General features: G+C 66.4%; 25 protein-coding genes and 1 tRNA gene. 5 read left to right on the forward strand and 21 right to left on the reverse strand.

Features of this window, described 5'->3' with window-relative positions:
- Positions 1-25: 25 nt before the first annotated feature.
- The 15 genes from tatC to LJ760_RS08145 all read right to left on the reverse strand — a co-directional run bounded on the left by tatC (position 26) and on the right by LJ760_RS08145 (position 14,855).
- The gene (gene tatC / locus LJ760_RS08075; RefSeq protein ID WP_227921571.1) at positions 26-853 is read right to left on the reverse strand and encodes a twin-arginine translocase subunit TatC; all 828 of its coding nucleotides are present in this window, start codon (positions 851-853) and stop codon (positions 26-28) included.
- 5 nt (positions 854-858) lie between these two features.
- Positions 859-1,167, reverse strand: coding sequence for a Sec-independent protein translocase subunit TatA (tatA, locus tag LJ760_RS08080; RefSeq protein ID WP_227921573.1), 309 nt, complete (start codon positions 1,165-1,167; stop codon positions 859-861).
- Between the two features lie 32 nt (positions 1,168-1,199).
- A complete protein-coding gene (locus tag LJ760_RS08085) occupies positions 1,200-1,535 on the reverse strand; it encodes a hypothetical protein (RefSeq protein ID WP_227921576.1) in 336 nt (111 codons plus the stop codon).
- Positions 1,536-1,578: 43 nt separating this feature from the next.
- Complete coding sequence (locus LJ760_RS08090; protein WP_227921578.1) at positions 1,579-3,549, reverse strand: helix-turn-helix transcriptional regulator; 1,971 nt, start codon at positions 3,547-3,549, stop codon at positions 1,579-1,581.
- 96 nt (positions 3,550-3,645) lie between these two features.
- Entirely contained in the window at positions 3,646-4,041 is a 396-nt protein-coding gene (locus LJ760_RS08095) for an FKBP-type peptidyl-prolyl cis-trans isomerase (RefSeq protein ID WP_227921581.1), read from the reverse strand.
- A 36-nt stretch (positions 4,042-4,077) separates the two neighbouring features.
- Positions 4,078-5,031, reverse strand: coding sequence for an FKBP-type peptidyl-prolyl cis-trans isomerase (locus tag LJ760_RS17480; RefSeq protein WP_227921583.1), 954 nt, complete (start codon positions 5,029-5,031; stop codon positions 4,078-4,080).
- Between the two features lie 170 nt (positions 5,032-5,201).
- Entirely contained in the window at positions 5,202-6,563 is a 1,362-nt protein-coding gene (pafA, locus tag LJ760_RS08105) for a Pup--protein ligase (protein ID WP_227921585.1), read from the reverse strand.
- Positions 6,563-7,303, reverse strand: a complete 741-nt coding sequence (gene prcA / locus LJ760_RS08110) for a proteasome subunit alpha (protein WP_227921587.1) — start codon at positions 7,301-7,303, stop codon at positions 6,563-6,565. The genes pafA and prcA overlap by 1 nt, the downstream gene beginning before the upstream one ends.
- Positions 7,304-7,305: 2 nt before the next feature.
- The gene (gene prcB / locus LJ760_RS08115) at positions 7,306-8,130 is read right to left on the reverse strand and encodes a proteasome subunit beta (protein WP_227921590.1); all 825 of its coding nucleotides are present in this window, start codon (positions 8,128-8,130) and stop codon (positions 7,306-7,308) included.
- Between the two features lie 3 nt (positions 8,131-8,133).
- The gene (locus LJ760_RS08120; protein ID WP_227921592.1) at positions 8,134-8,334 is read right to left on the reverse strand and encodes a ubiquitin-like protein Pup; all 201 of its coding nucleotides are present in this window, start codon (positions 8,332-8,334) and stop codon (positions 8,134-8,136) included.
- Between the two features lie 40 nt (positions 8,335-8,374).
- A complete protein-coding gene (gene dop / locus LJ760_RS08125) occupies positions 8,375-9,970 on the reverse strand; it encodes a depupylase/deamidase Dop (protein WP_227922763.1) in 1,596 nt (531 codons plus the stop codon).
- Positions 9,971-9,984: 14 nt separating this feature from the next.
- A complete protein-coding gene (arc, locus tag LJ760_RS08130; protein ID WP_442860646.1) occupies positions 9,985-11,745 on the reverse strand; it encodes a proteasome ATPase in 1,761 nt (586 codons plus the stop codon).
- A 102-nt stretch (positions 11,746-11,847) separates the two neighbouring features.
- Positions 11,848-12,903, reverse strand: coding sequence for a tRNA (adenine-N1)-methyltransferase (locus LJ760_RS08135; RefSeq protein ID WP_227921594.1), 1,056 nt, complete (start codon positions 12,901-12,903; stop codon positions 11,848-11,850).
- Between the two features lie 72 nt (positions 12,904-12,975).
- Positions 12,976-14,130 (reverse strand): site-2 protease family protein, encoded by a 1,155-nt coding sequence (locus LJ760_RS08140; RefSeq protein WP_227921597.1) that lies wholly within the window; start codon positions 14,128-14,130, stop codon positions 12,976-12,978.
- Positions 14,127-14,855 (reverse strand): HAD family hydrolase, encoded by a 729-nt coding sequence (locus tag LJ760_RS08145; protein WP_227921599.1) that lies wholly within the window; start codon positions 14,853-14,855, stop codon positions 14,127-14,129. The genes LJ760_RS08140 and LJ760_RS08145 overlap by 4 nt, the downstream gene beginning before the upstream one ends.
- A 104-nt stretch (positions 14,856-14,959) precedes the next feature.
- Here LJ760_RS08145 and LJ760_RS08150 point away from each other — a divergent pair, with 104 nt between their 5' ends.
- A complete protein-coding gene (locus LJ760_RS08150; protein WP_227921601.1) occupies positions 14,960-15,844 on the forward strand; it encodes a PAC2 family protein in 885 nt (294 codons plus the stop codon).
- A 93-nt stretch (positions 15,845-15,937) separates the two neighbouring features.
- Here the strand turns inward: LJ760_RS08150 and mshC are convergent, their stop codons facing one another.
- The 3 genes from mshC to LJ760_RS08165 are packed head-to-tail and all read right to left on the reverse strand — an operon-like array spanning position 15,938 to position 18,432.
- Positions 15,938-17,218, reverse strand: coding sequence for a cysteine--1-D-myo-inosityl 2-amino-2-deoxy-alpha-D-glucopyranoside ligase (gene mshC / locus LJ760_RS08155; RefSeq protein ID WP_227921603.1), 1,281 nt, complete (start codon positions 17,216-17,218; stop codon positions 15,938-15,940).
- A gap of 22 nt (positions 17,219-17,240) precedes the next feature.
- The gene (locus LJ760_RS08160; protein WP_227921605.1) at positions 17,241-18,065 is read right to left on the reverse strand and encodes an undecaprenyl-diphosphate phosphatase; all 825 of its coding nucleotides are present in this window, start codon (positions 18,063-18,065) and stop codon (positions 17,241-17,243) included.
- A 52-nt stretch (positions 18,066-18,117) separates the two neighbouring features.
- Complete coding sequence (locus LJ760_RS08165) at positions 18,118-18,432, reverse strand: hypothetical protein (RefSeq protein WP_227921608.1); 315 nt, start codon at positions 18,430-18,432, stop codon at positions 18,118-18,120.
- A gap of 41 nt (positions 18,433-18,473) precedes the next feature.
- On the opposite strand from LJ760_RS08165, the gene LJ760_RS08170 reads away from it, so the two are divergent.
- Positions 18,474-18,707 carry a DUF5703 family protein gene (locus tag LJ760_RS08170; RefSeq protein WP_227921610.1) on the forward strand — a complete coding sequence of 78 codons (234 nt, stop codon included), beginning with the start codon at positions 18,474-18,476 and terminating at the stop codon, positions 18,705-18,707.
- 28 nt (positions 18,708-18,735) lie between these two features.
- Here the strand turns inward: LJ760_RS08170 and LJ760_RS08175 are convergent, their stop codons facing one another.
- Entirely contained in the window at positions 18,736-19,887 is a 1,152-nt protein-coding gene (locus LJ760_RS08175) for an acyl-CoA dehydrogenase family protein (protein WP_227921612.1), read from the reverse strand.
- Between the two features lie 30 nt (positions 19,888-19,917).
- Complete coding sequence (locus tag LJ760_RS08180; RefSeq protein ID WP_227921615.1) at positions 19,918-21,240, reverse strand: M20/M25/M40 family metallo-hydrolase; 1,323 nt, start codon at positions 21,238-21,240, stop codon at positions 19,918-19,920.
- A gap of 194 nt (positions 21,241-21,434) precedes the next feature.
- Between LJ760_RS08180 and LJ760_RS08185 the strand changes: the two genes are divergently transcribed.
- The 3 genes from LJ760_RS08185 (at position 21,435) to LJ760_RS08195 (ending at position 23,569) form a co-directional block, all read left to right on the forward strand.
- Positions 21,435-21,517, forward strand: a tRNA-Leu gene (locus tag LJ760_RS08185).
- A 174-nt stretch (positions 21,518-21,691) separates the two neighbouring features.
- A complete protein-coding gene (locus LJ760_RS08190) occupies positions 21,692-22,846 on the forward strand; it encodes an AI-2E family transporter (protein WP_227921617.1) in 1,155 nt (384 codons plus the stop codon).
- Between the two features lie 57 nt (positions 22,847-22,903).
- Positions 22,904-23,569 (forward strand): GAP family protein, encoded by a 666-nt coding sequence (locus LJ760_RS08195; protein ID WP_227921619.1) that lies wholly within the window; start codon positions 22,904-22,906, stop codon positions 23,567-23,569.
- A gap of 6 nt (positions 23,570-23,575) precedes the next feature.
- Here LJ760_RS08195 and LJ760_RS08200 read toward each other — a convergent pair whose 3' ends face one another.
- Positions 23,576-24,001 carry a DUF7144 family membrane protein gene (locus tag LJ760_RS08200; RefSeq protein ID WP_227921620.1) on the reverse strand — a complete coding sequence of 142 codons (426 nt, stop codon included), beginning with the start codon at positions 23,999-24,001 and terminating at the stop codon, positions 23,576-23,578.
- Positions 24,002-24,005: the final 4 nt, after the last annotated feature.

Here is a 24,005-nt window from a genome sequence, read left to right on the forward strand (position 1 = left end):
TCGGTGGGCGAACGCGTCCATGGCCTTACAGCTTGTCGATGGGGGTGGCCGTGTCGGCTTCGGCTTCCACTGCTGCTTCCCGCTCCGCCTGCTTCCGAACCCGGCGCCGGTCATTGAGCAGGCAGATGCCCACCGCCACGGCGAAAAGCAGCAGCAGCGGCGCGGCGAGGTAGAACATGCTCAGGGCGTCGGCGCCGGGAGCAGCCATGGCGGCAAAAAGGCAGATCAGGAAGACGGTGATCCGCCAGTATTTGATGATGGTCCGCCCGCTCAACAGGCCGGCCAGGTTCAGGCCCACCAGGAATACCGGAATCAGGAAGGCGATGCCGAAGGCCAGGAGCAACCGCAGCACGAAGGCCAGGTAGACCGAAGCCGTAATGACGTTGGACCCGCCCTCGGGCGTGAAATCGGTAAGCACCCGCACTGCCTGTGGCAGGATCAGCCACGCCAGGACAATACCGCCGATGAACAGCGGGACGGCGGCGGCCAGGAAGCCCAGGGCCGCGCGGCGTTCCTTGCGCTTGAGTCCGGGCGTGATGAACGCCCAGGCCTGATAGAGCCACACCGGGCTGGAGGCCACAAGTCCCACGAACACCGAGACCTGGACCATCTGGTCGAACGGAGTGGCGACGCCTTCGAAGTTGATGGTGGTGAATCGGCCGCCGCTGTTGCCTGCTTCCAGGAGCGGCCGGGTCAGCGCCTCAAAAACGGGCAGGTAGACGAAGAACCCGCCCACGGTGCCCAGCACCACGGCGATGGCCGACTTGAAGAGCCTGTTGCGGAATTCCCGCAGATGCTCCTTGAGGGCCATCCGCCCTTCGGGGTTGGATTTGCGCCCTTTGTTCAGCGCCACGGCTGCTAGCGGCTGGTTGGCGGGTTACCCGCAGAATCCGGGGACCCGCCCGGGGTTCCGGAGGGCGGAGTCTGTCCGGGGAAGAACGTCTGTTCGGACGCCTTCGGCTGCGGTGCGGGGTGCACTACCTTCCCCTCCACCGGATCGGTGGGCGCCGTGGTCGAAGGATTGTCGTCCTTCATCTGTCGGACTTCGGATTTGAAGATGCGAAGGGACTGCCCCAAGCTCCTTGCCAGCCCCGGAAGCTTCGGAGCGCCGAAGAGCAGAATGGCCAGTACAACAATGACGATGATTTGCCAGCCTTCAAGCCTCATGGCGGTGTCCTTTCGTTGGAGAATATTCTATGTCAGAGTTCCGGGAAATCCCGCCACGCGCGGGGCTGTCCCTTGGCGGTGCGCCGCTCGATGCGGCGCAGGCGCCGGGCCTCCCGGCGGGCCGCCTTGCCGGCGTCGTAGGCCTTCCGCGCTTCGCCCGGCTCCGTGAAGATGCCGGCAGGCTCTTCTTCGAGGACGGTGGACGGAACGGTATCCGGAGTGCGTAGGGACAGCTTCGCAGATGCGGCTTCGAATTCCCGGAGAATACCGAGGAACCTTTGGAAGAGCCGGTAGCCGATCAGGGCGTAGAAAGCCGCAGCGCCTGCCGCGAGGGCAAGCCAAATGAGTATCCAGGACCACCAAGGCATATCCCCAGCATAGTGGAGACTGCCCGCCCGGCCGGACCGGCGGCTACGCAGGCCGGTAGTTCGCGGCAGCCTCCTCCAGCCAGGCCAGGGTGGCGGAACGCAGTTCCTCCGGCGCCGCGACCGCGGCAGCTCCGCCCAACCGGGCAGTGAAAGCCGGAATCCAGCCGGTATCCGCCGTGCGCAGTTCCACCGCGGTCCGTCCGTCCGCCAGCGGGGCCTGCCGTTCGGCGTCGTAGGCCTCGGCCACCCAGAGGGCGGCGGGCTCCAGGACCAGCGTCACCCGGTGATCCAGGGGTCCCGGCGTGAACAGGCTGGCCGGGAATGCGGCCCCGGGCTCCGGGGCGTGGGTCAGCGCCGGGCCGGTGTCCCGCACGCCGTGGATCCGGTCCACCCGGAAATTCCGCGGCGCTTCCGCCCGGTGGCACCACGCTTCCAGGTACCAGGTGTTGTCCACGGAGAAGAGCCGCCTCGGGTCAACGGTGCGGAGAGTGACTTCGTCGCGGCGCGGAACCAGATAGCGCAGTTCAAGCTGGCGCGTGCCGCTGATCGCCTGCTGGAGTTCGGCCAGTACGGTGCCGTCGGATTCGTCGTCCAGACGGGCCGCGACAGCGGTGCCGACGCCGCCGGCCTCCCCTGCCGCCTCGGTCAGCTTCTCCAGAGCGCTGGCAACCGCTGCGGAGGAACCGATGCCCGGCAGGGCCGACAGTGTGTCCAACCCCACGATCAGGGCCGCGGCTTCGTCCATGCCGAAACGCACCGGCTCGGAGAGGTTCTCGGCGTTCTCGATGTAGATCCGGTCGTCGTCGAAACTGACGTCCATCAGCCCGTTGGGGTAATGCCGCGGGCCGCTCACGAACAGCAGGTTCAGATCCTTGCCCAGCTGTTCCTTGCTGACACCGAAGGCACCGGCGGTTTCGTTCATGTCCGCACCCTGGTTCGCCAGGACATAGGGCACCAGGTCCAGCAGGCGGGTGAGGTGGTCCTGCGCGCCCGACGCCGGACGGCGGGCCGGAGCGGCGGAGGCGGCCAGTTCGAATCCCGGCAGCGGCCGGCGCTGGGTTTCCAGGGCGCGGGCGAGGGCGGTACGGACGGCGTCGGCAAATTCGGCCGGTTCGACGGCGACGGCGGCCGCGCCGAGGGCGGCGGTGTCCGCGGCCAGCGCATCCAGGTCGCGGACCCGCAGCTGGAGCCGGTCCCGGCCAGCGTTTCCGGGCTCGATGGATTCTGCCTGCAGCCGCAGGGCCGCCCCGGCGCCGGGATCGACTTCCACTGCTGCCGGCCGCGGCGCATAGACGTCGTCCAGGGAAGCGAGCGAGGCGTCGATGTCGAAGTCCACGGGCACGGTGTAGGCGCCTGGCCGCAGCCGTACCGGCCCCTCCATGCGGGAAAGCCGGAAGATCCGTTCCGCGCCGCGGTCCAGGTCGTAGCCCACCAGGTACCAGTGGCCGAAGCGGCTGCCCATGCCCCAGGGCTGGACCTGCCGGACGGACTGCTCCGTGCTGCCGACCGGCCGATAGCCGAAGGTTACCGGCGTGCGGGTGGTGGCGGCACGCCAGATCTCGTCGAAATGCGCGTCATTGGTGCGGATGCTGGGCTGGAGGGGGATGGCCGCGGCGTCGTCGGGAAGCACTCCCCGGGCGTGGAGCTTGCGCAGGGCGCGGGCGGCGGCCGAGCCCAGCGATGCCTGGTCCCACATACGGGCGGCCAGGGTCAGGACGGCGGATTCCTCCGGCGTGAACCGGACACCGGGAAGCCGGTACGCGTCCTGCCGGATGCGGTAGCGCTGGGTGGTGTTGTCCTCGAACATAGTCTCTTCGCTGTAGGACTCCACCGGGATGCCCTGTTCGCGCAGGAAGGCCTTGTCCCGGTCAAAGAGCTTTTCCCGGGCATCTGCCGTGGAGGCTTCTGAATACAGTTCAATCTCTTCGAACAACTCGTGCTTGGTGAAGCCCCTGCGCGTGGACAGCAGCGCAATGACCAGATTCAGCAGGCGTTCGGTTCTCTTGGCGGACACGGGAGCTAATCTACCTTCCTTCCGGGCCGGGACATGCGAAAGGGCGGAACCGCCGTCGCAGGTGACAGCGGTTCCGCCCTTGGCAGGAGGGACGGATCAGCGAACGCCGAGCAGGTCCACTACGAAGATCAGCGACTCGCCCGGAGCCACGGCGGATCCGGCGCCCCGGTCGCCGTAGGCCATCGAGGAAGGGATTTCGAGCCGGCGGCGGCCGCCGACCTTCATGCCCAGCAGGCCCTGGTCCCAGCCCTGGATAACCTGGCCTACGCCCACACGGAAGTCCAGGGGTGTGCCCCGGTTCCAGGACGCGTCGAACTCCTCGCCGGTGGAGAAGGCAACGCCCACGTAGTGGGTGGAAACCGTGTCTCCGGCCTTTACTTCCCGGCCGTCGCCGACCACGAGGTCCTCAATAATGAGATCCGTGGGGGCATCGTGGGCCGGGAAATCGATCTCCGGCTTCTGGCGGTCGTATTCACGCTTTCCGAATGACATTGGTGCTCCTTATGTCTGGTGGGTCAGGAGTTAAGGCTACTTGACTTCCTTGATGTCCACGACGAAGACCAGCGGTCCCGAGGGGCTGCTGCCGCCGGCGGGATCACCGTAGGCCAGTTCGGACGGCAGGACCAGCAGGACCTTGGAGCCGGCCTTCTGATCGGCCAGGCCGTAGGTCCAGCCCGGAATCACGTTCGCCAGGGGGAACTCGGCAGGTTCGCCGCGCTCGTAGCTGGAGTCGAACGGCTCGCCGTCCCGCAGGCTGACACCGAGGTAATCGGCTACCACGGTCCCGGTGGATTCGAGCACCGGACCGTCGCCTTCTTCCAGGACCTTTACCACCAGGCGCTCCGGTTCCTCGGCGCCTTCCGGGATGGTGATGGACGGGGTGCCGTCTTCGGCGAAGGAAACCTCGGGAAGCTTTCCTTCGGCTTCAAGGGCGCTAACGTCTTCGCCGCTCATCAGCAGGGTGCCGTCGGTGTTCCGGGCAGCAGCTTCGTCCGGGCTCAGCGTCGGGACCGTGTCCATTGCATCAGCGATGGTGAAGACGATGAAGTTCGGTTCGGTTCCGGCTTCTTCATTGGCCGGAATGTAATACGCGAAGTCGGAGCCCACGGGAGCACCGAGCAGTGCGTCGTACATCTGCGAGTTGCCGGACTTCAGGCTCTCGTCCACGGCGATGCCTTCGGCGTTTTCGCCGCTGTAGGTCTCCTGGCCGACCGTGCCGTCTTCCGGGTTGACCATCGCGAGGCGGATCATGGCCGTCTGGCCTTCGGCTACTTCGTCGCCGTCGCCGTCGTTGATCCGGGCCAGGGTGGGCTCGTCGACGCTCAGCGGCTTATCGAAGTCGACGCTCGGGACGGAGGTTTCGTCGTCGCCCCGCTCGATCTTCACGGAGGACAACGGCCCGCTGCTCTTGGCTTCATCGCCGCCGGAGCAGGCAGTGAGGAACAGCAGGAAGGGCAGGAGGATTGCTAGTACTTTACGCACAGTACTTCTTTCAGTGGTGGACAGTGAGCAGGGCGGCCTTACCGTAGTTGCCGGTACGCCGGGCAGACAGACGCCGCGCGGCCGCAATACGCCCCAGACTAGCCGGTCCAGCTGGATGAAGCCTAGGTAAGGTGCGGAGGCGGTGCCTTACGGACGGTGGCGAAGAGCGGTCAGAGAGTGGAAAGCAGCGCCTCGACCCGTTCATCGACGGACGCGAAAGGGTCCTTGCACAGCACCGTCTGCTGGGCCCGGTCATTGAGCTTGAGGTGCACCCAGTCCACCGTGAAGTCGCGGTTGGCATTCTTGGCACGGCGGACGAAGTCGCCGCGCAGCTTGGCACGGGTGGTCTGCGGCGGCTGGTCCACGGCTTCCTTGATATCGCTGTCCTCCACCACGCGGGCCGTTTCGCCGCGGGACTGCAGCAGGTAGAACAATCCGCGGCGCCGGGATATGTCGTGATAGGTCAGGTCGACCTGGGCCAGGCGCGGGGAAGACATCTCGAGTCCGTGCCGCTCTGCCACCCGGTCCACCAGTTTTTTCTTGATGGCCCAGTCGATTTCCGTGTCGATCCCGGAGTGGTCACCGGACTCGACGGCGTCCAGCGTGCGTGTCCACAGATCGATGATCCGTCCGACATGCCGGTTGTGCTCACCGTTGGCTGCGACGAAGTCCTGGACGCGCTGGAGGTAGATGCGCTGCAGGTCCAGCGGCGACATCGTGGAACCGTTGGCCAGTTTCAGCGGCTGGCGGCCGGAGAGGTCATGCGACGTTTCCCGGATGCTGCGGATCGGGTTCTCCAGGCGCAGGTCCCGCATCAGTACGCCGGCCTCGATCATCCGCAGCATCAGGTCGACAGACCCGGCCTTGAGGAGCATGGTCGTCTCGGACATGTTCGAATCTCCGGCTATCACGTGCAGCCGGCGGTAGTGTTCGGCGTCCGCGTGCGGCTCATCCCGTGTGTTGATGATGGGCCGGGACCGGGTGGTCGCAGAGGAGACGCCTTCCCAGATGTGGTCTGCCCGCTGGGAAAATGCGAAGAGGGAACCGGACTGGGTCTTGAGCACCTTGCCGGCACCGACCAGCAGCTGGCGGGTGACCAGGAACGGAATGAGGACGTCCGCCAGCCGGGAAAATTCGAGCCGGCGCGGAATGAGGTAGTTTTCGTGGCTGCCGTAGGAGTTGCCGGCGGAATCGGTGTTGTTTTTGAAGAGGTAGACGCTCCCGTTGAAGCCTTCGGCTTTCAGCCGGTCCTCCGCCTCCTCCACCAGGTCTTCCAGGATCAGCTCGCCGGCACGGTCATGGGCCACCAGCTGCGCCAGGTCGTCGCACTCCGCGGTGGCGTACTCCGGGTGCGAGCCGACGTCGAGGTAGAGGCGTGAGCCGTTGGTCAGGAAAACATTTGATGAGCGGCCCCAGCTGACGACCTTGCGGAAGAGGTAGCGGGCCACTTCCTCCGGGGAAAGGGGACGCGAATCGGGGCCGGAATAGGCGATGCCGAATTCCGTTTCCACTCCATAGATCCTGCGGTCCATCAGTCTCCTTCCGCGCTGGACAACAGACGGTCCAGCTCAACGGTGTTTATCCTGCGGAACGCCCTGACGGTGCCGCGGGTGGAAAGCGGGTCCCGGTCCAGGACGGCGACCTCCAGCAGGCCGGCGCCCAGCGGTTCGGGTGCCTGCCCGTTGCCCGGACCATTGGCTGTGCGGGTGGCGGAAAGCGCCTGAACGGCCGTCCGGATGGCGGAGCCGAAATCCGCGTCCTGGTTCCATGACCGGCTGAGGGCTTCATTGACGATCTCGGCCTGTCCGCCCATCACCGTGTAATTGCTTTCATCCGCGATAGAGCCGTCGAAGTTCAGGCGGTACAGGCGGTCCGAATACGGATCCTCCCCTACCTCGGCGACGGCCAGCTCCACTTCGAACGGCTTTCCCTCAGTGGTGAAAACCGAGCCGAGGCTCTGCGCGTAGACACTGGCCAACCCGCGCGCGGAGACGTCGTCGCGGGAATAGGAGTAGCCGCGCACATCCGCGAACCGGATGCCCGCTTGGCGCAGGGACTCGAATTCGTTGTACTTGCCGACGGCGGCGAAGCCGATCCGGTCATAGATTTCGCTGAGCTTATGGAGGGACGGTGAAGGGTTCTCCGCCACCAGGGCAATACCTTCCCTGCAGGTCAGGACGACTACCGAGCGTCCCCGGGCAATGCCTTTCCGGGCGAAGTCCGCCCGGTCCTTCATCAGTTGTTCGGGCGAGACGTAGAACTGCTGGGTCACGGCTACGCCTCCAGTCCGGCAGCGGTGCGCCTTGCGATGAGTTCACGGGAGAGTTCCTGCAGTTCCCGTTCGGGGATCTCCCGGTTGCCGGCACTGTTGACGACGTAGACCACCGGCCACAGACGCCGGACCATGTCCGGGCCGCCGGTGGCCGAATCGTCGTCGGCCGCGTCGTAGAGGGACTCCACGGCCACCCGGACCGCATCCTCCTCGTCGAGGTTCGGCTGCCAGAGTTTCTTCAGGGCGCCGCGTGCGAACACCGACCCGGAGCCGACGCTGTGGTGCTCGTATTCCTCGTACCGGCCGCCGGTGACGTCGTAGGAAAAGAGCCGGCCGGTTCGCCGCTGGGTGTCGAACCCGGCAAAGAGCGGGACAACGGCCAGTCCCTGCAGCGCCAGCGGAAGGTTGGAGCGCACCATGGCCGCGAGCCGGTTGGACTTGCCGTCCAGGCTCATGGGTGTTCCCTCGATCTTCTCGTAGTGCTCCAGTTCCACCTGGAACAGCCGGATCATGTCCAGGGCGAGCCCTGCCGTACCGGCGATCCCCAGCACGGAGTAGGTGTCCGCCGGGAAGACTTTCTTGATGTGCCGGCTGGCGATCATGTTGCCCATCGTGGCCCGCCGGTCCCCTGCCATCAGGACTCCCCCTGCGTAGGTGAGGGAAACGATGGTGGTGGCCTGCGGGGCCAGCTCCCCCGCGGAACCGTGCGACGCCGGTCCCAGGGACCGGGAGGACGGCAGCAGCTCGGGGCGGTGGAGGGCAAGATGGTCGGTAAAGGAAGAGGACGGGGCTTGATGGATGGAGGCGGCGGGGTCCCGGGGGGCCATCCGCTACTGACCGCCCTTCTGGATGAAGCCGCGGACGAACTCTTCGGCGTTGCTCTCCAGCACGCCGTCGATCTCGTCCAGCAGGTCGTCCACGCCTTCAGTCTCGGTGGAAGCTTCCGCTTCGGCTGCGGGGGGCGGGACGGCCTCGGTCTCTTCTTCTTCGACGGGATGCGTTCCGGTGTTTTTGCGGTCCTGGGTTGCCATGATGCCTAGCCCTTTCTTGCCCGGGGGTTGAATCCTAGTCCTATGGTGCCACGGCGGCGTCGGAACCGGTCAGGAGTCTGGTGACAAAATCCTCCGCATCGGCTGATGCGTTGAAGAGTTCCTCGGTCAGGGCCCTGGTGCCGCGGAGCGGCTCGCGGGTGGGGATCCGCTGGAGCCGCCGGCGGGAGGGCAGTTCGAAGATGATCGAATCCCAGCTTGCTCCGATCACTTCCTTGGGGAACCGGGTAAGGCAGTTCCCGCGGAAGTAGGCACGGGTGTCGTCCGGCGGGGAGGTGACGGCACGGGCAATCTGCTCGTCGGTAAGCACCCGTTCCATCTGGCCCCGGGCCGCCAGCCGGTAGTACAGCCCCTTCTCCGGGCGCATATCCGAGTACTGCAGATCCACCAGGTGCAGCCGGGCATCCGACCAGGCCAACCCGTCGCGCTCGCGGTAGGCCTGCAGCAGCTTCAGCTTCGCCACCCAGTCCACGGAAGCGGCTGCCTCCAGGGGGTCGCGCTTCAGGGTGCCCAGCAACGCGGACCAGCGGGCGAGTACGTCTTCAGTGTCTGCGTCCGTTCCGCCGCCGGCGCGGGAGTGCGCCGCTGCTGCTTCGAAGTAGATTTCCTGCAGGTCCAGGCCGGTGACCATCCTGCCGTCCGCCAGTTCCACCAGCTGTTCCAGCGACGGGTCGTGGCTGATGGCCTGCAGTGCGCCCACCGGGTCCCGCAGCTCGACGGCGGGGGCACTGCCGGCTTCGATCATGGACAGGACAAGCGAGGTGGTGCCGATCTTCAGCAGGGCGGATACCTCGCTGAGGTTCGCGTCCCCGATGATGACGTGCAGGCGCCGGTACTTTTCCGCCACCGCGTGCGGCTCGTCCCGGGTATTGATGATCGGGCGGCGGATGGTGGTTTCCAGCCCCACTTCCGTTTCGAAGAAGTCCGCCCGCTGGCTCAGCTGGAATCCCTGGCGCTGGTTGTTGGTGCCGATGCCCACCCGGCCGGAACCGGCGATGACCTGGCGGGAAACGAAGAACGGCACCAGCCCGCTCACGAGGGCTCCGAAAGGAACGCTGCGGGGCACAAGGTAGTTTTCATGCGACCCGTAGGAGGCGCCCTTGTTGTCGGTGTTGTTCTTGTACAGGTTGACGGGTGCGAATCCCGGCATCCTGGCTATATGCCGCATGGCGGACAGCACCACGGCGTCCCCGGCCTTGTCCCACAGCACGGCGTCGCGGGGCCGGGTGACTTCGGGCGAGGAGTACTCCGGGTGGGCGTGGTCCACGTACAGCCGCGCCCCGTTGCCCAGGACCATGTTCATCAGCACCGGGTTGTCCTGCGTCTGTTCCCCGTAAAGTGCTGCGGGTCCGCCGCCCTCCATGGCGATCTGTTCGGCGTCCAGCACCGGCGGTTCGTCGGTGAGCTGGGTGGGATCCGCAGCGGCACGGGGCACTGCGAATCCGCGCGCATCGTTCAGCGGCGCCTCGTCGGTGTAGTCCCAGCGGGTGCCCGACAGGTTGCCCGCCCCGGTCCGCAGCGTGGCGGCGTACGCGTTGACTATCTGGCTGGACAGGACGGTGGCATTGGCGGACGGCAGGGACGGTGCGAGCACGCCGTACTCGGTTTCCGTCCCCATGACACGGCGGACGGTCACAGATACTGTCCCGGGTTGGCCGCCGTTTCGATGGTCCGGCCCGGTTCCTGGCCGGCCTTGCCCTGGACGATGGTGCGGATGTAGGTGATCCGCTCGCCCTTCTTCCCCGAGATCCGTGCCCAGTCATCCGGATTGGTGGTGTTGGGCATGTCCTCATGCTCGCGGAATTCATCCACCACGGCCCGCATCAGGTGTTCGATGCGCAGGCCGCGCTGGTGCAGCTGCAGCAGGTCCTTGATGGCGTACTTCTTGGCCCGGTCCACCACGTTCTGGATGACGGCGCCGGAGTTGAAATCCTTGAAGTACAGCATCTCGGTGTCGCCGTTGGCGTAGGTGACCTCCAGGTATTCGTTGGCCTTGTCCTCGGCGTACATCTTCTCCACCGTGCGGCGGACCATGTCGTTGACCGTTTCCACCGGATCGTAACCGTGCTCGGCAAGGTCGTCGCGGTGCAGCGGCAGGTCCGGGGTCAGGTACTTCGCGAAGATCTCCGCTGCGCCTTCGGCATCGGGGCGCTGGATCTTGATCTTCACGTCCAGGCGGCCGGGACGCAGGATGGCCGGATCGATCATGTCCTCCCGGTTGGAGGCTCCGATCACAATCACGTTCTCCAGCTTCTCGACGCCGTCGATTTCGCTGAGCAGCTGCGGAACAATGGTGGTTTCGACGTCGGAGGACACCCCGGTGCCGCGGGTGCGGAACAGCGAATCCATTTCGTCGAAGAACACCACCACGGGGCTGCCGTCGGAGGCCTTCTCCCGGGCGCGGCCGAAGATCAGGCGGATGTGGCGCTCCGTCTCCCCCACGTACTTGTCCAGCAGCTCGGGTCCCTTGATGTTCAGGAAGTAGCTGCGGGCACCAAGCGTGCCGGTCTGCTCCATCACCCGTGCCGCGAGGGCGTGTGCCACGGCCTTGGCAATGAGCGTCTTGCCGCAGCCGGGAGGGCCGTAGAGCAGGATGCCCTTGGGCGGCTTCAGTCCGTGTTCGCGGTAGAGGTCGGGATGCATGAACGGCAGTTCGACGGCGTCGCGGATCTGCTCGATCTGCGGGCCGAGGCCGCCGATGTCCGCGTAGGAGATGTCCGGCACCTCTTCGAGGACCAGGTTCTCCACTTCGCTGCGCGGGATCTTCTCCAGCGCGTAGCCGATGCGGGTGTCCACCGTCAGGGCATCCCCCACCCGGACCTTTTCCCGGCCCAGGGGCCCGTTGAGGCGCACCACGCGCTCGTCGTCGGCCCGCCCGATCACCAGCACCCGGTCCGGTTCCAGGAGCTCCTTCACCGTAAACAGTTCCCCCGCGCGTTCGAAGCCGAGGGCGGCAATCACGGTCAGGGATTCGTTCAACAGCACCTCCTGGCCCGGGACGATCTGTCCCAGGTCCAGGAGGGGCGAAACGGCGACCCGGAGTTTGCGGCCGGACTGGATGATGTCCAGGCTTTCCTGGACTGCCGCGATGGTCGTCACGCCGGGTTCGGCTTCATGGCGCTGGTTCACGCCGATGACGGTGCCGAAGCTGAAGGGCGTTGCTCCCTCGTTTTCCAGGGCATCCTTCAACCGGATGATTTCGGCTTTCGCGGTCTCCAGCATGGCCACGAGCCGGGCGTTGTTGTGTGTAAGGGCAGCGAGCTGCCGGTCCAGATTCCGGAGTTTGTCCCGAAGGACATTCAGTTGGCGTGCTTCGGTGCCTGCTACAGCCGCTGCGGACACCGGGCGGGAGCCCCCGGTCGCGGGTCCGACGTTTTCGGGTTCAGCCATCATACCGACCGCCTTCACGTAGCTCTGGGTCTGTCCAATGACAGTAACCCAGCGCTGCGGAAGATACACGGGGTCCGGCGTCTTGTGTTTAGCCGGTTACCCCCGTTATGGGGTGTCGGTCTCCTGCTGGAATTTTTCGGCGTTTTCGAGGGCTCCGCGCTGCACGGTAGAACTGGCATCCTTGGCCGCACGGCGCAGCTTGTGTGCGGAGACTTCCCGTTCCCCCACGGCCGCGGGCGTCCAGGCGTTGAGGTCCTCTTCGCTGAAGTTTGTTTTCGAAGCGCGGCGCTTGGCCACGAGTCCGGTGGCACCCTCGGCGAGCCGGCGCGCGGTGAGCAGGAAGCCGGTGTGGGCCACCATGCGGTGGTCCGGGCGTACGGCCAGTCCCTCGAGGTGCCAGCCGCGGACCATGGATTCCCAGCCGTCCGGCTCGGTGAAGCGGCCGTCGGCCCGGATGGCTTCCGCGGTGCGGGAGAGCTGGGTGACGGTGGCCACGTAGGAGATCCACACGCCGCCCGGGGCGAGCACGGTGGCTACGGCGTCAGTGCATTCCCAGGGGGCGAGCATGTCCAGGACCACGCGGTCCACGCTGCCGGGCTCTTCGGTTTTCACGACTTCGTCCTGGAAATCCCCGAGGGTGATGTCCCAGGCCGGATGCGGTCCGCCGAAGAAGGTCTCCACGTTGCCGCGGGCGATCTGCGCGAATTCCTCGCGCCGTTCAAAGGAGTGCAGGGTGCCGTGGTCACCGACTGCACGCAGCAGCGAGATGCTCAGGGCGCCGGAGCCGACGCCGGCTTCCACGACGCGGGCGCCGGGGTAGATGTCCGCCATGGTGACAATCTGGGCCGCGTCCTTGGGGTAGACGACGGCGGCACCGCGCGGCATGGACAGGACGAAGTCCGAGAGCAGCGGACGCAGGATCTGGTACTGGTGTCCGGCGGTGTTGGACACCACGGACCCTTCGGGCAGTCCGATGACGGAGTCATGCTGCAGGTAGCCGCGGTGCGTGTGGAAGGCGCCGCCCTCGGTGAGGGTGATGGTGTTGCGGCGGCCCTTCTCATCGGTGAGCTGGACCCGTTCCCCGGGGCGGAGCGGTCCCCTGCGGATCTCGGCCCCGTGGGGTGCAGCAGTGGCGGCCTGCGCCTGGTTATCGGAGTTCATGGTATTCCTTTGGTTCTCTTGCTGGATTATGGGTGCCGGCGCGCGTGTGCCGGCCGGTAAAAGCTGGAGGTGTCAGCGCTGCGGGCGGGCGGCTTTCCCGGTGACGGCGGCGACGACGGCGGATTGGCGCAGCAGGCCGGTAACCGTTCCGTCCCGGTCAATGACCGCGTATTCGCTGCCCTGCAGTTTGGCCAGGTACTGGACGAGTTCCTGTCCGGCCGCGGCTTCGGGGACATAGGCGCCGGCAGCCAGCGGGCGGGCGACGGCGCTCACCGGCACCTGGGCGGCCTGCTCGTGGGGAACCGATGCGAGGGCGCCGCGGTCCACGACGGCTTCCGGCTGGCCGGTTGCGGCAGTGACCACCACGACGGCGTCCGGATACTCGCGTGCCAGCCGGAGCGCCTCGCCGACGGTTGCCCGGCCGGGCAGGGACACCGCCGGTTCCATCAGGGCACCGGCACTGACCTGCGGCAGCCGCAGGCGCACCCGGGCGTTGGAGATGGCGGAGCCTGCGCCCATCCAGAGGAAGCCGCACAGCAGGGCGGCCAGCAGGACAAGGCTCAGGGAGGGCGTCTCTCCCCGGAGGTAGGGCGGAACGAAAACGGCAGCCAGGAGCAGGACGGAGATGATGCGTCCGGCCCAGCCGGCCGCGATGGTGCCGCGTTCCTGCGACCCGGTGATCTTCCAGACCGCGCTTTCCACAATGCGTCCGCCGTCCAGGGGCAGCCCGGGCAGGACGTTGAAAACGCCTATCAGCACATTGGCGGAGACAAAGATGAAGGTGACCAGCTCAGCCACGCTTCCTTCGGAAAGGAGCTGCAGGATCCCGAATCCGGCTGCCGCCAGCAGGAAATTGGCTGCCGGGCCGGCCAGGGCAACGAGCAGGGAGCGTCCCGGGGTGGAGCGCAGGTCCCCGAACTGGGTGTGCCCGCCCCACAGTGTGAGGACGATCTTGGAGGTAGGCCAGTGGTAGGCGCGGGCGGTCAAGGCGTGCGCTGCCTCGTGCGCCAGGATCGAGAGCAGCAGCAGGACCGCGTACCCCAGGGCCACGGCAAAGGCACCGGCGCCAAGGCCCGGGAAGGCGTCCCGCACCTGCGGCCCGAACACCGCCACGATGAACGCGGCGATGAGGAACCACGAATACGCCAGGGTCACCGGTACTCCGGCAATGCTGCCCAGCGGGATACCTTCCCGGCGTTCCGTTCCGGCGGGCCCGTTGCTGCTCACCTAGCGGTCTCCAGGACGGAACCGGGAAGCAGCTCGCGCAGCTGGTCTATTCCGCGGCCGGCCAGGGACTGCCATTCGTGCTCAAAGGCACCCGGCGGCAACGGAACGAAGTTCGGGACCGTCAGGGTCACCAGGCCGGCCGCCTGCGCCGAAGTTGCCCCGGGCAGGGAGTCCTCGACGGCGACCACGCCGGCCTTGGCCAGGCCCGGAACGGAGCCGGCGAGCGTGTCGAAGGCCAGCTGATACGGCTCGGGATCCGGTTTGCCGCGGCTGACCATGTCACCGGTCACCACGACGTCGAACGTCCCGGCGGGAAGCGCGCGGATGATTTCCCGGGCGAGCACCGGCTCTGACATGGTGACCAGGGCGCAGGGAACACCCGCTGCCCGCAGCTCGGCCAGCAGTTCTCGGGCGCCCGGGCGCCAGGGCACCTCGCGGCGGACCTGTGCCGCAACCTGTCCGATCAGCCGGTCGATGATTTCACGGTTTTCCAAGGGGACACCGGCTCGTTGCAGCATGCCGGCGCTCACCTCCAGGGCCTGGCCGACCATTGCCTCGGCCTGGGCGTCCGTCCAGTCGACGTTGAAATCCGAGGTCAGTTCCTTTTCGGCGGCGATCCAATACGGCTCGGTATCCACGAGGGTGCCGTCCATATCCCAGAAAACTGCCTGCAGTGCTGCGTCGGCGTGGCTGTGGGGAGAATCTTCTGCGGGAAGGAGGGGCATGCCCTAAGTCTACGGGGCGGCGGAAGCCGGTGTTTCTTTTGCTCTCCGCGAAGCGCCGTTGCCCGGTCCTGACATGCGGGGCGGACGGGGCATAGTGTGAAGTGGTGAGCAATACCGAAGGCTTTGAAGCCACAGGCCTCCAGGACTTTTTTGGCGACGGGACGTCCTCAGAACGCGTCACGGTGATGCTGGCCGCGTTCGAAGGTTGGAATGATGCAGGTGAAGCGGCCTCCGATGCCCTGAAATTCCTGAGCCGGCACTGGGACAGCGAAAAAATAGCCAGTATCGACGCGGACGAATACTACGACTTCCAGTTCACCAGACCGTCGCTGAAACGGACGGCGTCCGGCGGGCACCGGATCAAGTGGCCGACCACGAGAATCTCCCGTGCCGAAGTGCCGGACAGCAACCTGGACATCATCTTTGTCACCGGCGTCGAACCCTCCTACAAGTGGCGGGCCTACACCGCCGAGCTCATCGCCCTGGCCAAGGAACTGGACGTGGACTGCATTGTCCTGGCCGGTGCCCTGCTTGCCGACGTTCCGCATTCCCGTCCCATCCCGGTGAGCGCGTCCTGCGAGGAACCGGACCTGCAGGAAAGCCTGAGCCTGGAGCCTTCCTCCTACGAGGGGCCCATCGGCATTGTGGGTGTGGTGTCCGAAATGGCCGGCCTGGCGGACATTCCCTCCATCTCGCTCTGGGCGGCCGTACCGCACTATGTGGGGCAGGCACCGTCACCCAAGGCACAGCTGGCGTTGCTCAACCGGATCGAGGAGCTGCTGCAGGCGCCCCTGGACACGCATCTGTTGACCGAAGAGGCCGAAGCCTGGGAACGCGGCGTGGACGAGCTCGCAACCGAGGACCCGGAGGTGGCGGCGTACGTCCGCCAGCTGGAAGAGGCCAAGGACACGGCCGATCTCCCCGAAGCCAGCGGCGAATCCATTGCCCGTGAATTCGAGCGGTACCTGAAGCGCCGACGCCGGGACTGAGCAGGGGAAGCTTCGGAACCGGACACGAAAACGCCGGCCGTACCCAATGGGTGCGGCCGGCGTTCCCGTGCCGGATGCGGTTCGGCGTTCCGCCTAGAGCTGGAGTCCGAGCAGGGCATTCAGTGAGGCGCAGACGAGTTCGGCGCCGGCCTGGCTTCCCGCCGATTCGCTGCGGACTGCTGCACCGGCCCAGGCATCGACGGCCTGCAATGCGGCCGGAGCATCCAGGTCATCAGCCAGCGCGCCGCGGATCTGGGCCAGGAGTGCGGCGGCGTCGTCGTCATTCGTGAACTGGAGGGCCTTCCGCCACGCCACCAGGCGTTCCTCGGCCCCGCGCAGCTGGTCGGAGGTCCAGAACCAATCCGTGCGGTAGTGGTGGGACAGCAGCACCAGGCGGATGGCCGACGGCTCCACTCCCTCGGCGCGCAGCCGGGAAACCAGGACCAGGTTGCCCAGGGACTTGCTCATTTTCTCGCCGTCCAGTCCCACCATGCCGGCATGGGCGTAGTGCGAGGCCAGAGGTGTGCCCTCGCAGGCAAAGGCGTGTCCGGCACTCATTTCGTGGTGCGGGAAGACCAGGTCCGAACCGCCGGCCTGCACCGTGAAAGGGCGGGGCAGGAAGCGCTGGGCGATGACGGAGCACTCAATGTGCCAGCCCGGACGTCCGGTGCCGAGCCGGCCGCCGTCCCAGGACGGTTCGCCGGTACGGGCCATGCGCCACAGCAGCGGGTCCAGGGCGTTCCGCTTGCCGGGACGCTCCGGGTCTCCCCCGCGCTCTGCGAAGACCGGGAGCATCTGTTCCCGGGTCAGGTGCGAAACCTGTCCCAGCCACCAGGCATCCGGATCATCTTCGGCCAGGCGGGAAGCGGCCTCGACGTCGAAATAGAGGTCGCCGTCGGGCTCTGCGCCGGTGCCGGCAACCCGGTAGGCCAGGCCGCGGTCCATCAGGTCCTCCACCACCGGCACGATCCACTCCACTGCCTCTACGGCACCGATGTAGTGGTCCGGGGCCAGGACGTTCAAGGCCTCCATGTCGTCACGGAAAAGCTGGGTCTGTTCCTGTGCGAGTTCCCGCCAGTCCGCACCGGTGGCGTTGGCGCGCTCGAGCAGCGGATCATCGACGTCGGTGACGTTCTGGACGTACCGGACGGTGTGCCCGGCGTCGCGCCACTGGCGGTTGAGCAGGTCGAACGCCACGTAGGTGGAGGCGTGGCCCATGTGCGTGGCGTCGTACGGAGTGATTCCGCAGACGTACATGCTCGCTTCGCCGCCGGGACGCACGGTCACCCGGGCCTGTGCGGCCGTGTCATAGAGCCGGACGTCGTCCGACTTTCCGGGCAGGGAGGGCAGGGAGGAAGATTTCCAGGCAATCACCCCTCCACTCTAACGGGCACGGCTAGGCGGTAAGGACGCCGAAGCCCAGCAGGAGGTAGATGCAGATGCCGAGGAGGATGCGGTACCAGACGAAGAGGCGGTAGCTGCGGGTGGAGACGTAACGCAGGAACCAGCCGATGATGATGAAGCCCACAACGAAGGCGACCACCGTAGCGGCGCCGGTCTGCAGGGCGGTGTAGGGCATGGGCTCGTCCAGCGACTTGACCAGCTGGAACAGCCCGCTGCCGAACACCGCGGGAATGGCCAGCAGGAAGGCATACCGGGCGGCCGCCTCTCGGGTGTAGCCCATGAGCAGGCCCGCGGTAATGGTGCCGCCTGACCGGGAAACGCCGGGAATCAGTGCCAGGGCCTGGGCAAAGCCGTACAGGATGCCGTGCCGATAGGTGAGCTGGTCCAGTTTGCGCTGCTGGCGGCCGACCGTGTCAGCCACCGCCAGGATGATGCCGAAGACAATCAGCATGGTGGCGACAATCCAGAGACTGCGGAAGGTGCTTTCGATCTGGTCCTGGAAGAGCAGGCCCAGGACCACGATGGGGATGGTGCCGATGATGATCAGCCAGCCCATGCGGGCATCCGGATCATTGCGCGGTACCCGGCCGAACAGGGAGCCGAACCAGGACTTGATGATCCGGACGATGTCCTTCCAGAAATACACCGCGACGGCGGTTTCCGTGCCGAGCTGGGTAATGGCGGTAAAGGCCGCTCCCGGGTCCTGGGCTCCGGGCAGCAACTCCCCCACGATGCGCAGGTGTGCGCTGGAGGAGATGGGGAGGAACTCTGTCAAGCCCTGGATCAGGCCAAGGAAGATCGCTTCAAACCAATTCACACCTAAGACTCTAATTGACTCCTGCGACGCAGCCGTTCACCCTGGGTGACCGCTACCGGTTGGCTGAGCGTCCCAGCGGGTTGCCGTTGTCCTGGTCTCCGGAGCCCGGATCCTCCAGGACTTCGTCCACCTCGTCCACCTCGTCGTAGTCGCCTTCGTCCTCATCGTCTTCGTAGATCTCCAGCGGTGTCACTTCGCCGTAGGCGTCGTAAAGCACTTCCTCATAGACTTCGAAGGCATCGGCAATGGCCAGGTACGCGCTTTCGACCATCGGATCCTTTTCACCGCGCCGTGCGGCCGCAGCCGCGAGGTGTTCCTCGAACGCAGTGACAAGGGACTGGAGCGCGACGCGCGGATCTATGCTCATGACCTAGACGTTATCGGTAAAGTAGGGAAAATTGGAGGGAAATGCGCGAACAAATTCTTGCACCCGATGTCTCCCGCCGGCGCGAAAATTCCCGGGACTACGAGTACCTGGTGGTGTCGGTGGACCCGAACGAATCGCTGCCCGACGCCAGGCGCCGCCTCGTCGAGCACGCAGAATACGGCAAGTGGGAACTGCACCGCAGCCGCATTTACAGCGGCGGCGGACGGCGGTTCTGGCTGCGCCGAAGAGTCCTCCGCGTCCAGCGGACCGCCTAGCCTCCGGCCTTCCTTACTCCACCGGGCCTTATTCCACCGGACCCAGGACCGCGTTGGCCACGCTGCCGTGCACCGAATCCTCGCTTGAGGGGTGGAACATCCCGGCGAGGACGTCCCTGTAGAGCCGTTCCAGCTCGGAGCCCCGGAAATAGCTGCGCCCGCCCGCAACTCGGACCGCGGTCTCCACCACGCCGCGCGCCGTTTCGGTGGTCCGGTACTTCAAGCCGGAAAGCAGCGGGAACCAGTAGTCGCCGTGGTCGGTACCGTCCTCGAGATCCCGTGCCACAGCCCCGAGCTGCAGATGGACGCCGTCCATCCGGAGCGCGGCGTCGGCAATCTTCCAACGGGTAGCGGGGTCCGACGACGCCGGAGCGCCCTCGCGCCAGACACGGCCGGAGGCGGCCTCGACGGCCAACTCCACGGCGCGGTCCCCGATGCCCGTATAGACGGCGGACAGCAGGGTCTCGAACAAGGCGAAAATTCCGAAGACAAAGGCATCGCGGTGCGGCCCCACCGGCGTCGAGCGGACCATCCGTGCCGCCGGCACCACTGCGTTGTCCAGGCGGGTGGTGCAGGATTGGCTGGCCCGCATGCCCATGGTGTCCCAGTCATCCGCGATGGTGATGCCCCCGGTTCCGCGGTCGGCAAATCCGAAGACCAGCCGCGGCTCCTCCGGGTCCGACGAGTCCTTCCCGAAGATTCCCAGCCGGGTCCATGCCGGGGACAGGCTGGTGAAGATCTTGGTGCCGGTGAAGGCGTAGCCGCCGTCGCCCGTCGGACGGGCCGCGGTGTGCGAATCGAAGAGCACGGCGGGGTTCCCGGGCTCGGACACCCCGAAGGCAAACAGCTCGCCCGCCGCCGCCTCTCGAAGGACGAAGTCCAGCGAGTGGTCTCCCGCCAGCTTGAGCAGATGCGCGACGCCGCACCAGACCAGGTGCATGTTCACTGCCAGTGCCGTCGCCGGGGCGGCGGCTGCCAGGAGCCGCTGGCAGGAGACGACGTCGGGAATTCCCAATCCGGCCCCGCCCTCATCCTTGGAGGTGAACAGGGCGAGGTAGCCCGCGGCGCGCAGGTCTTCCAGGTCCTGGGTGAAGAAGCTGTTGGTTTCGTCATAGCCTGCGGCACGGGAGCGCAGGCGCTCCAGCAGCTCCGGGGTGAGGATATCGGCGGGGGCCGGCAAGGTGTTCTCCTTCGAAAGGCGGGGAAGGGATCAGTAATCGGTCAGCAGTCGGGACAGGACCCGGCTGCCGAACTTCAGGGAGTCCACCGGAACCCGTTCATCGACGCCGTGGAACATGCCGGTGAAGTCCAGGTCCTCAGGCAGGCGCAGCGGGGCGAAGCCGTACCCGGTGATGCCCAGCCGGCTGAGGGACTTGTTGTCCGTGCCGCCCGAAAGCGTGTAGGGCAGCACCGGAGCCCCCGGATCCTCTGCCTGAAGGGCGGAGATCATCGAGTCGACCAGGTTGCCCTTGAACGGCACTTCGAGGGACACGTCCTGGTGCTCGTAGCTGATGTCGATGCCTTCGCCGGCAAGTTCCCGGATAGTGGCCAGCACCTGTTCCTCCTGCCCGGGCAGGGTCCGGGCATCGATCAGGGCCTCGGCGGTGCCGGGGATGACGTTGTGTTTGTACCCGGCCTTCAACACGGTCGGGTTGGAGGTGTTCTGCAGGGTGGCGCCTACAAACCGGGCAACGGTGCCCAGTTCGGCGAGGATCCGGTCCGGGTTCTCCGGATCGAACTCGACGCCGGTGAGTTCGGTGACGCCGTCCAGGAAGGCACGGGTAGTGTCCGTCAGTTCGATGGGCCAGGGATGGCTGCCGATATTGGCGACGGCGCGGGCCAGCCGGGTGACCGCGTTGTCGGTGTTGATCTGGGAACCGTGCCCGGCACGGCCGTGGGCGACCAGCCGCAGCCAGGAGATGCCCTTTTCCGCTGTCTGCAGCAGATACGTCCGCTTCCCGCCGATGGTGGCCGAGAATCCGCCCACCTCGGAGATGGCCTCCGTGGCGCCGTCGAACAGTTCCGGGCGGTGTTCCACGGCCCAGCGTGCGCCGTAGTCGCCTCCGGCTTCTTCGTCGGCGAAGAACGCGAAGACAATGTCCCGCCGCGGACGTGTTCCGGTGTGGGCCATGGAACGCATCACGGACAGGATCATGGCATCCATGTCCTTCATGTCCACGGCCCCGCGGCCCCAGATCAGGCCGTCGCGTTCCTCGCCGCTGAACGGGTCCACGGTCCAGTCCTCTTTCCGCGCCGGAACCACGTCAAGGTGGCCGTGGACCACGAGGGCGGGCAGGGAGGAATCGGTGCCCTCCATCCGCGTGACCACGGAGGCGCGTCCGGGGGCAGACTCGAAGAGATCCGCGGACAACCCGGCTTCTTCGATCAGTCCGGCGGTGTACTCCGCGGCGGCACGCTCCCCCGGGCCGGAGTTGTCGCCGAAGTTGGAGGTGTCGAAACGGATGAGCTCCTGGCAGATCCGGGCCACCTCGTCTTCGGCGCGGGGCTGCTCGGCTCGGACGTCTGTAGGCATGGGGCTTCTCCTTCGATGAACTGTGCAGCCAGCTTAGCCAGAGCAACGGGAGGATGGGCCGTATTTCCGGGCAACGGAACGCCAACGGGCCCCCGGCTTGGGCCGATTCGTGGTTCACGCCTAAACCGTGTTAGAGTTTTTCCCGTTGCTTCCACAGCTTTTGAACAACTGAAGAGCCTGTGGAGATCACCCAAGCGCGGGTGGCGGAATGGCAGACGCGCTAGCTTGAGGTGCTAGTCCTCTAACGAGGGTGGGGGTTCAAGTCCCCCTCCGCGCACAGTGAAGTCCTCCTGGAATCTACGGATTCCGGGAGGACTTTTTTGTTTGTCCGGATCCCGCCGCCGAGTGTGACAATAACCACCTCTGTGCGGCGTGGCCGGAAAACCGCCGCGTCCCTTCTGGCCGGCCCTCAGCGCTGCCTAGACTGTGTCAAGGCAAAAGGAGGACCGCTATGGCAGCAGGCACAGCGGAAACCGGTCCGGCCGCTGCGGTTCCAGCTTTTCCACGCAGCGCCGTCATCCTGCTCACCCTGGCCGGGGCGGCGATTGCCGCTTTCGGCCTTGCCGCCGTCAGCGGGATTTTCACCCCCGCCTTTCTTGCCCTGGTGCTGACCCTCTGCGTACATCCGCTGCGGCAGTGGCTGCAGCGGCGCGGCATTCCCCGGGGCCTTGCCACCGGAAGCGCAATCGCTGCCGTTTTCGCCCTGCTGGCGGGTTTCGCCGCCGTCCTGGTAGCTGCACTGGCGCAGTTCTCCGCGCTGCTGCCCCAGTTCGCTCCGCAGATCGCCCAGGCCGGGGCCTCCATCTCCAGCCTGCTGACAGCGGCAGGATTCGGCGCGGAACAGGTGCAGGCCGTCGAGGACAGCTTCAACCCCGGCCGCCTGATCGGCTTCGTCAGCGGACTGCTGGGAAATGTTACGAACCTGGTCACCGCCCTGGTCATTATCCTGACCCTGCTGATCCTGATGGCCGTCGACGGATCCAGGACCCCGGCACTGCTGATCCATTTGAGGGCCCACCGGCCTGCACTGGTTTCAGCGCTGGAAGACTTCGCATCCGGTGTCCGCCGCTACATGGTCGCCACCACCGTCCTGGGGGTGGCCCAGGGGCTGTTCAACTGGCTGGTCCTCGTGATCCTCGATGTGCCGGGGGCGCTGCTTTGGGGCCTGCTCTCATTCATCTGCAGCTTCATTCCGAACGTCGGATACTTCATTGCCATCGTTCCGCCGCTGTTCTTCGGGTACCTCACCGGCGGCTGGCCGACCGTGGCCGTTGTGGTTATTGTCTTCGGCGGAATCAACGCCGTGGTCCAGTCAATCGTGCAGCCCAGGTACGTGGGCAACGCGGTGAACCTCAGCGAGACACTGACCTTCATCTCGGTCCTGTTCTGGGCCGTGGTCCTGGGCCCGGTCGGCGCCATCCTCGCAGTTCCCCTGACCCTGCTCACCCGGACCATTCTTTTGGACTCCGATCCGTCCCTGTCCTGGTGGCGGGCCGCCACCGGAGACCGGAAGGACCTGGATCCCCTCCTGGCGCAGGAAGACGCAGCAATCCGGGCGCGCCGTGGCGCGGGCCGTCCCCGCCGCGGTGATGCGCCTGCGGCGTGACGGGGTGCCTGCGCCGGCCGTTTGCACACCTGCACTTCCCGCCCGGGGCGGTGCTCCGTGCTGAGCATCGTCGCCAGCCTGGTGTCCTTTGCCCTTGCCGGGGCGCTGAGCTCGGTGCCGGTCAGCATCACGATCATGATTCTGCTCTCTCCCACGCCTCGGCGGGGTGCGCTGCCGTTCCTGTCCGGCAGCCTTGCCGGATCGATCGCAGTGGTCGGCTTGTCGGCGGCAGGCCTGCGTTTCCTGCCGGCACGGCCGACCCTGGACCAGGTGGCGTTTCCGGCGTTCCTCGGCATCCTGGCCGGCGCCGCACTGGTCATTTACGCGCTCTACCTGTTCCGGACAAAACCAAAGGTCCGCACCGGCAGGGTGGAGAAGCTCCGGACGAGGTTGGAGTCCGCACGGGTCTGGGAGTTCGCCGCCCTGGGTGCGGGCATGAACCTGCGGCCGAAGGCGGTACTGCTCGCGGTAAGCGCCGGAGCGCTGATCGGCGTGCGGAACCTGCCGCCCGTGGAAGCCACCGTACTGGTCCTGGCGTATGCCGTGGTGGCCCAGTCCGCCGTCGTCGTACCGATCACCACCTGGCTGCGCTCCCCTGACCGTTCCCGGACCCAGCTGGCGGCCCTGTCCGCCTGGCTGCAGCGCAAGGGCCGCAGCATTACCGCGGCGGCAGCACTGGCGATCGGGGTGTTCCTGGCCGGCTATAACCTGTTGCAGCTGTGAGCCGGACTAACGCGGAGGCGCAGGTGCCGCCCGGTGCTCATGGCCGTGCGCAACAAGCGCGTAGATGATCAAGACGTCAATGGAGATAACGATCAGGGACCACCAAGGCTGGACGGGCACCAGCAGCAGCTGCACGACGGCGCTGAGCACAGCCAGCACCACTCCGACAACCTGGGCCCATGTAGCGGAGGCGAACAGCCCGAAGGCGGTGGCAATCAGGAAAATGCCGAGGACCATGTTCCACCAGCCCCAGCCGGTGGTATCAAAGAGCAGCAGGTCGCCCTCCACCACCGCGTAGTAGGTGTTGGACCCGACCAGCGCGGCGAGGGCCACCACAACGCTGAAGATTCCGTTCACAAGCAGGATGACGCCGGCAAAACGGATCCAGTTGGTCCAGCCGGAGGTCGCTGCGGGGTGTGGGACAGTGCTCATGGTG

This window comes from Arthrobacter sp. zg-Y895 (genome assembly GCF_020731025.1).
Taxonomy (GTDB): Bacteria; Actinomycetota; Actinomycetes; order Actinomycetales; family Micrococcaceae; genus Arthrobacter_B.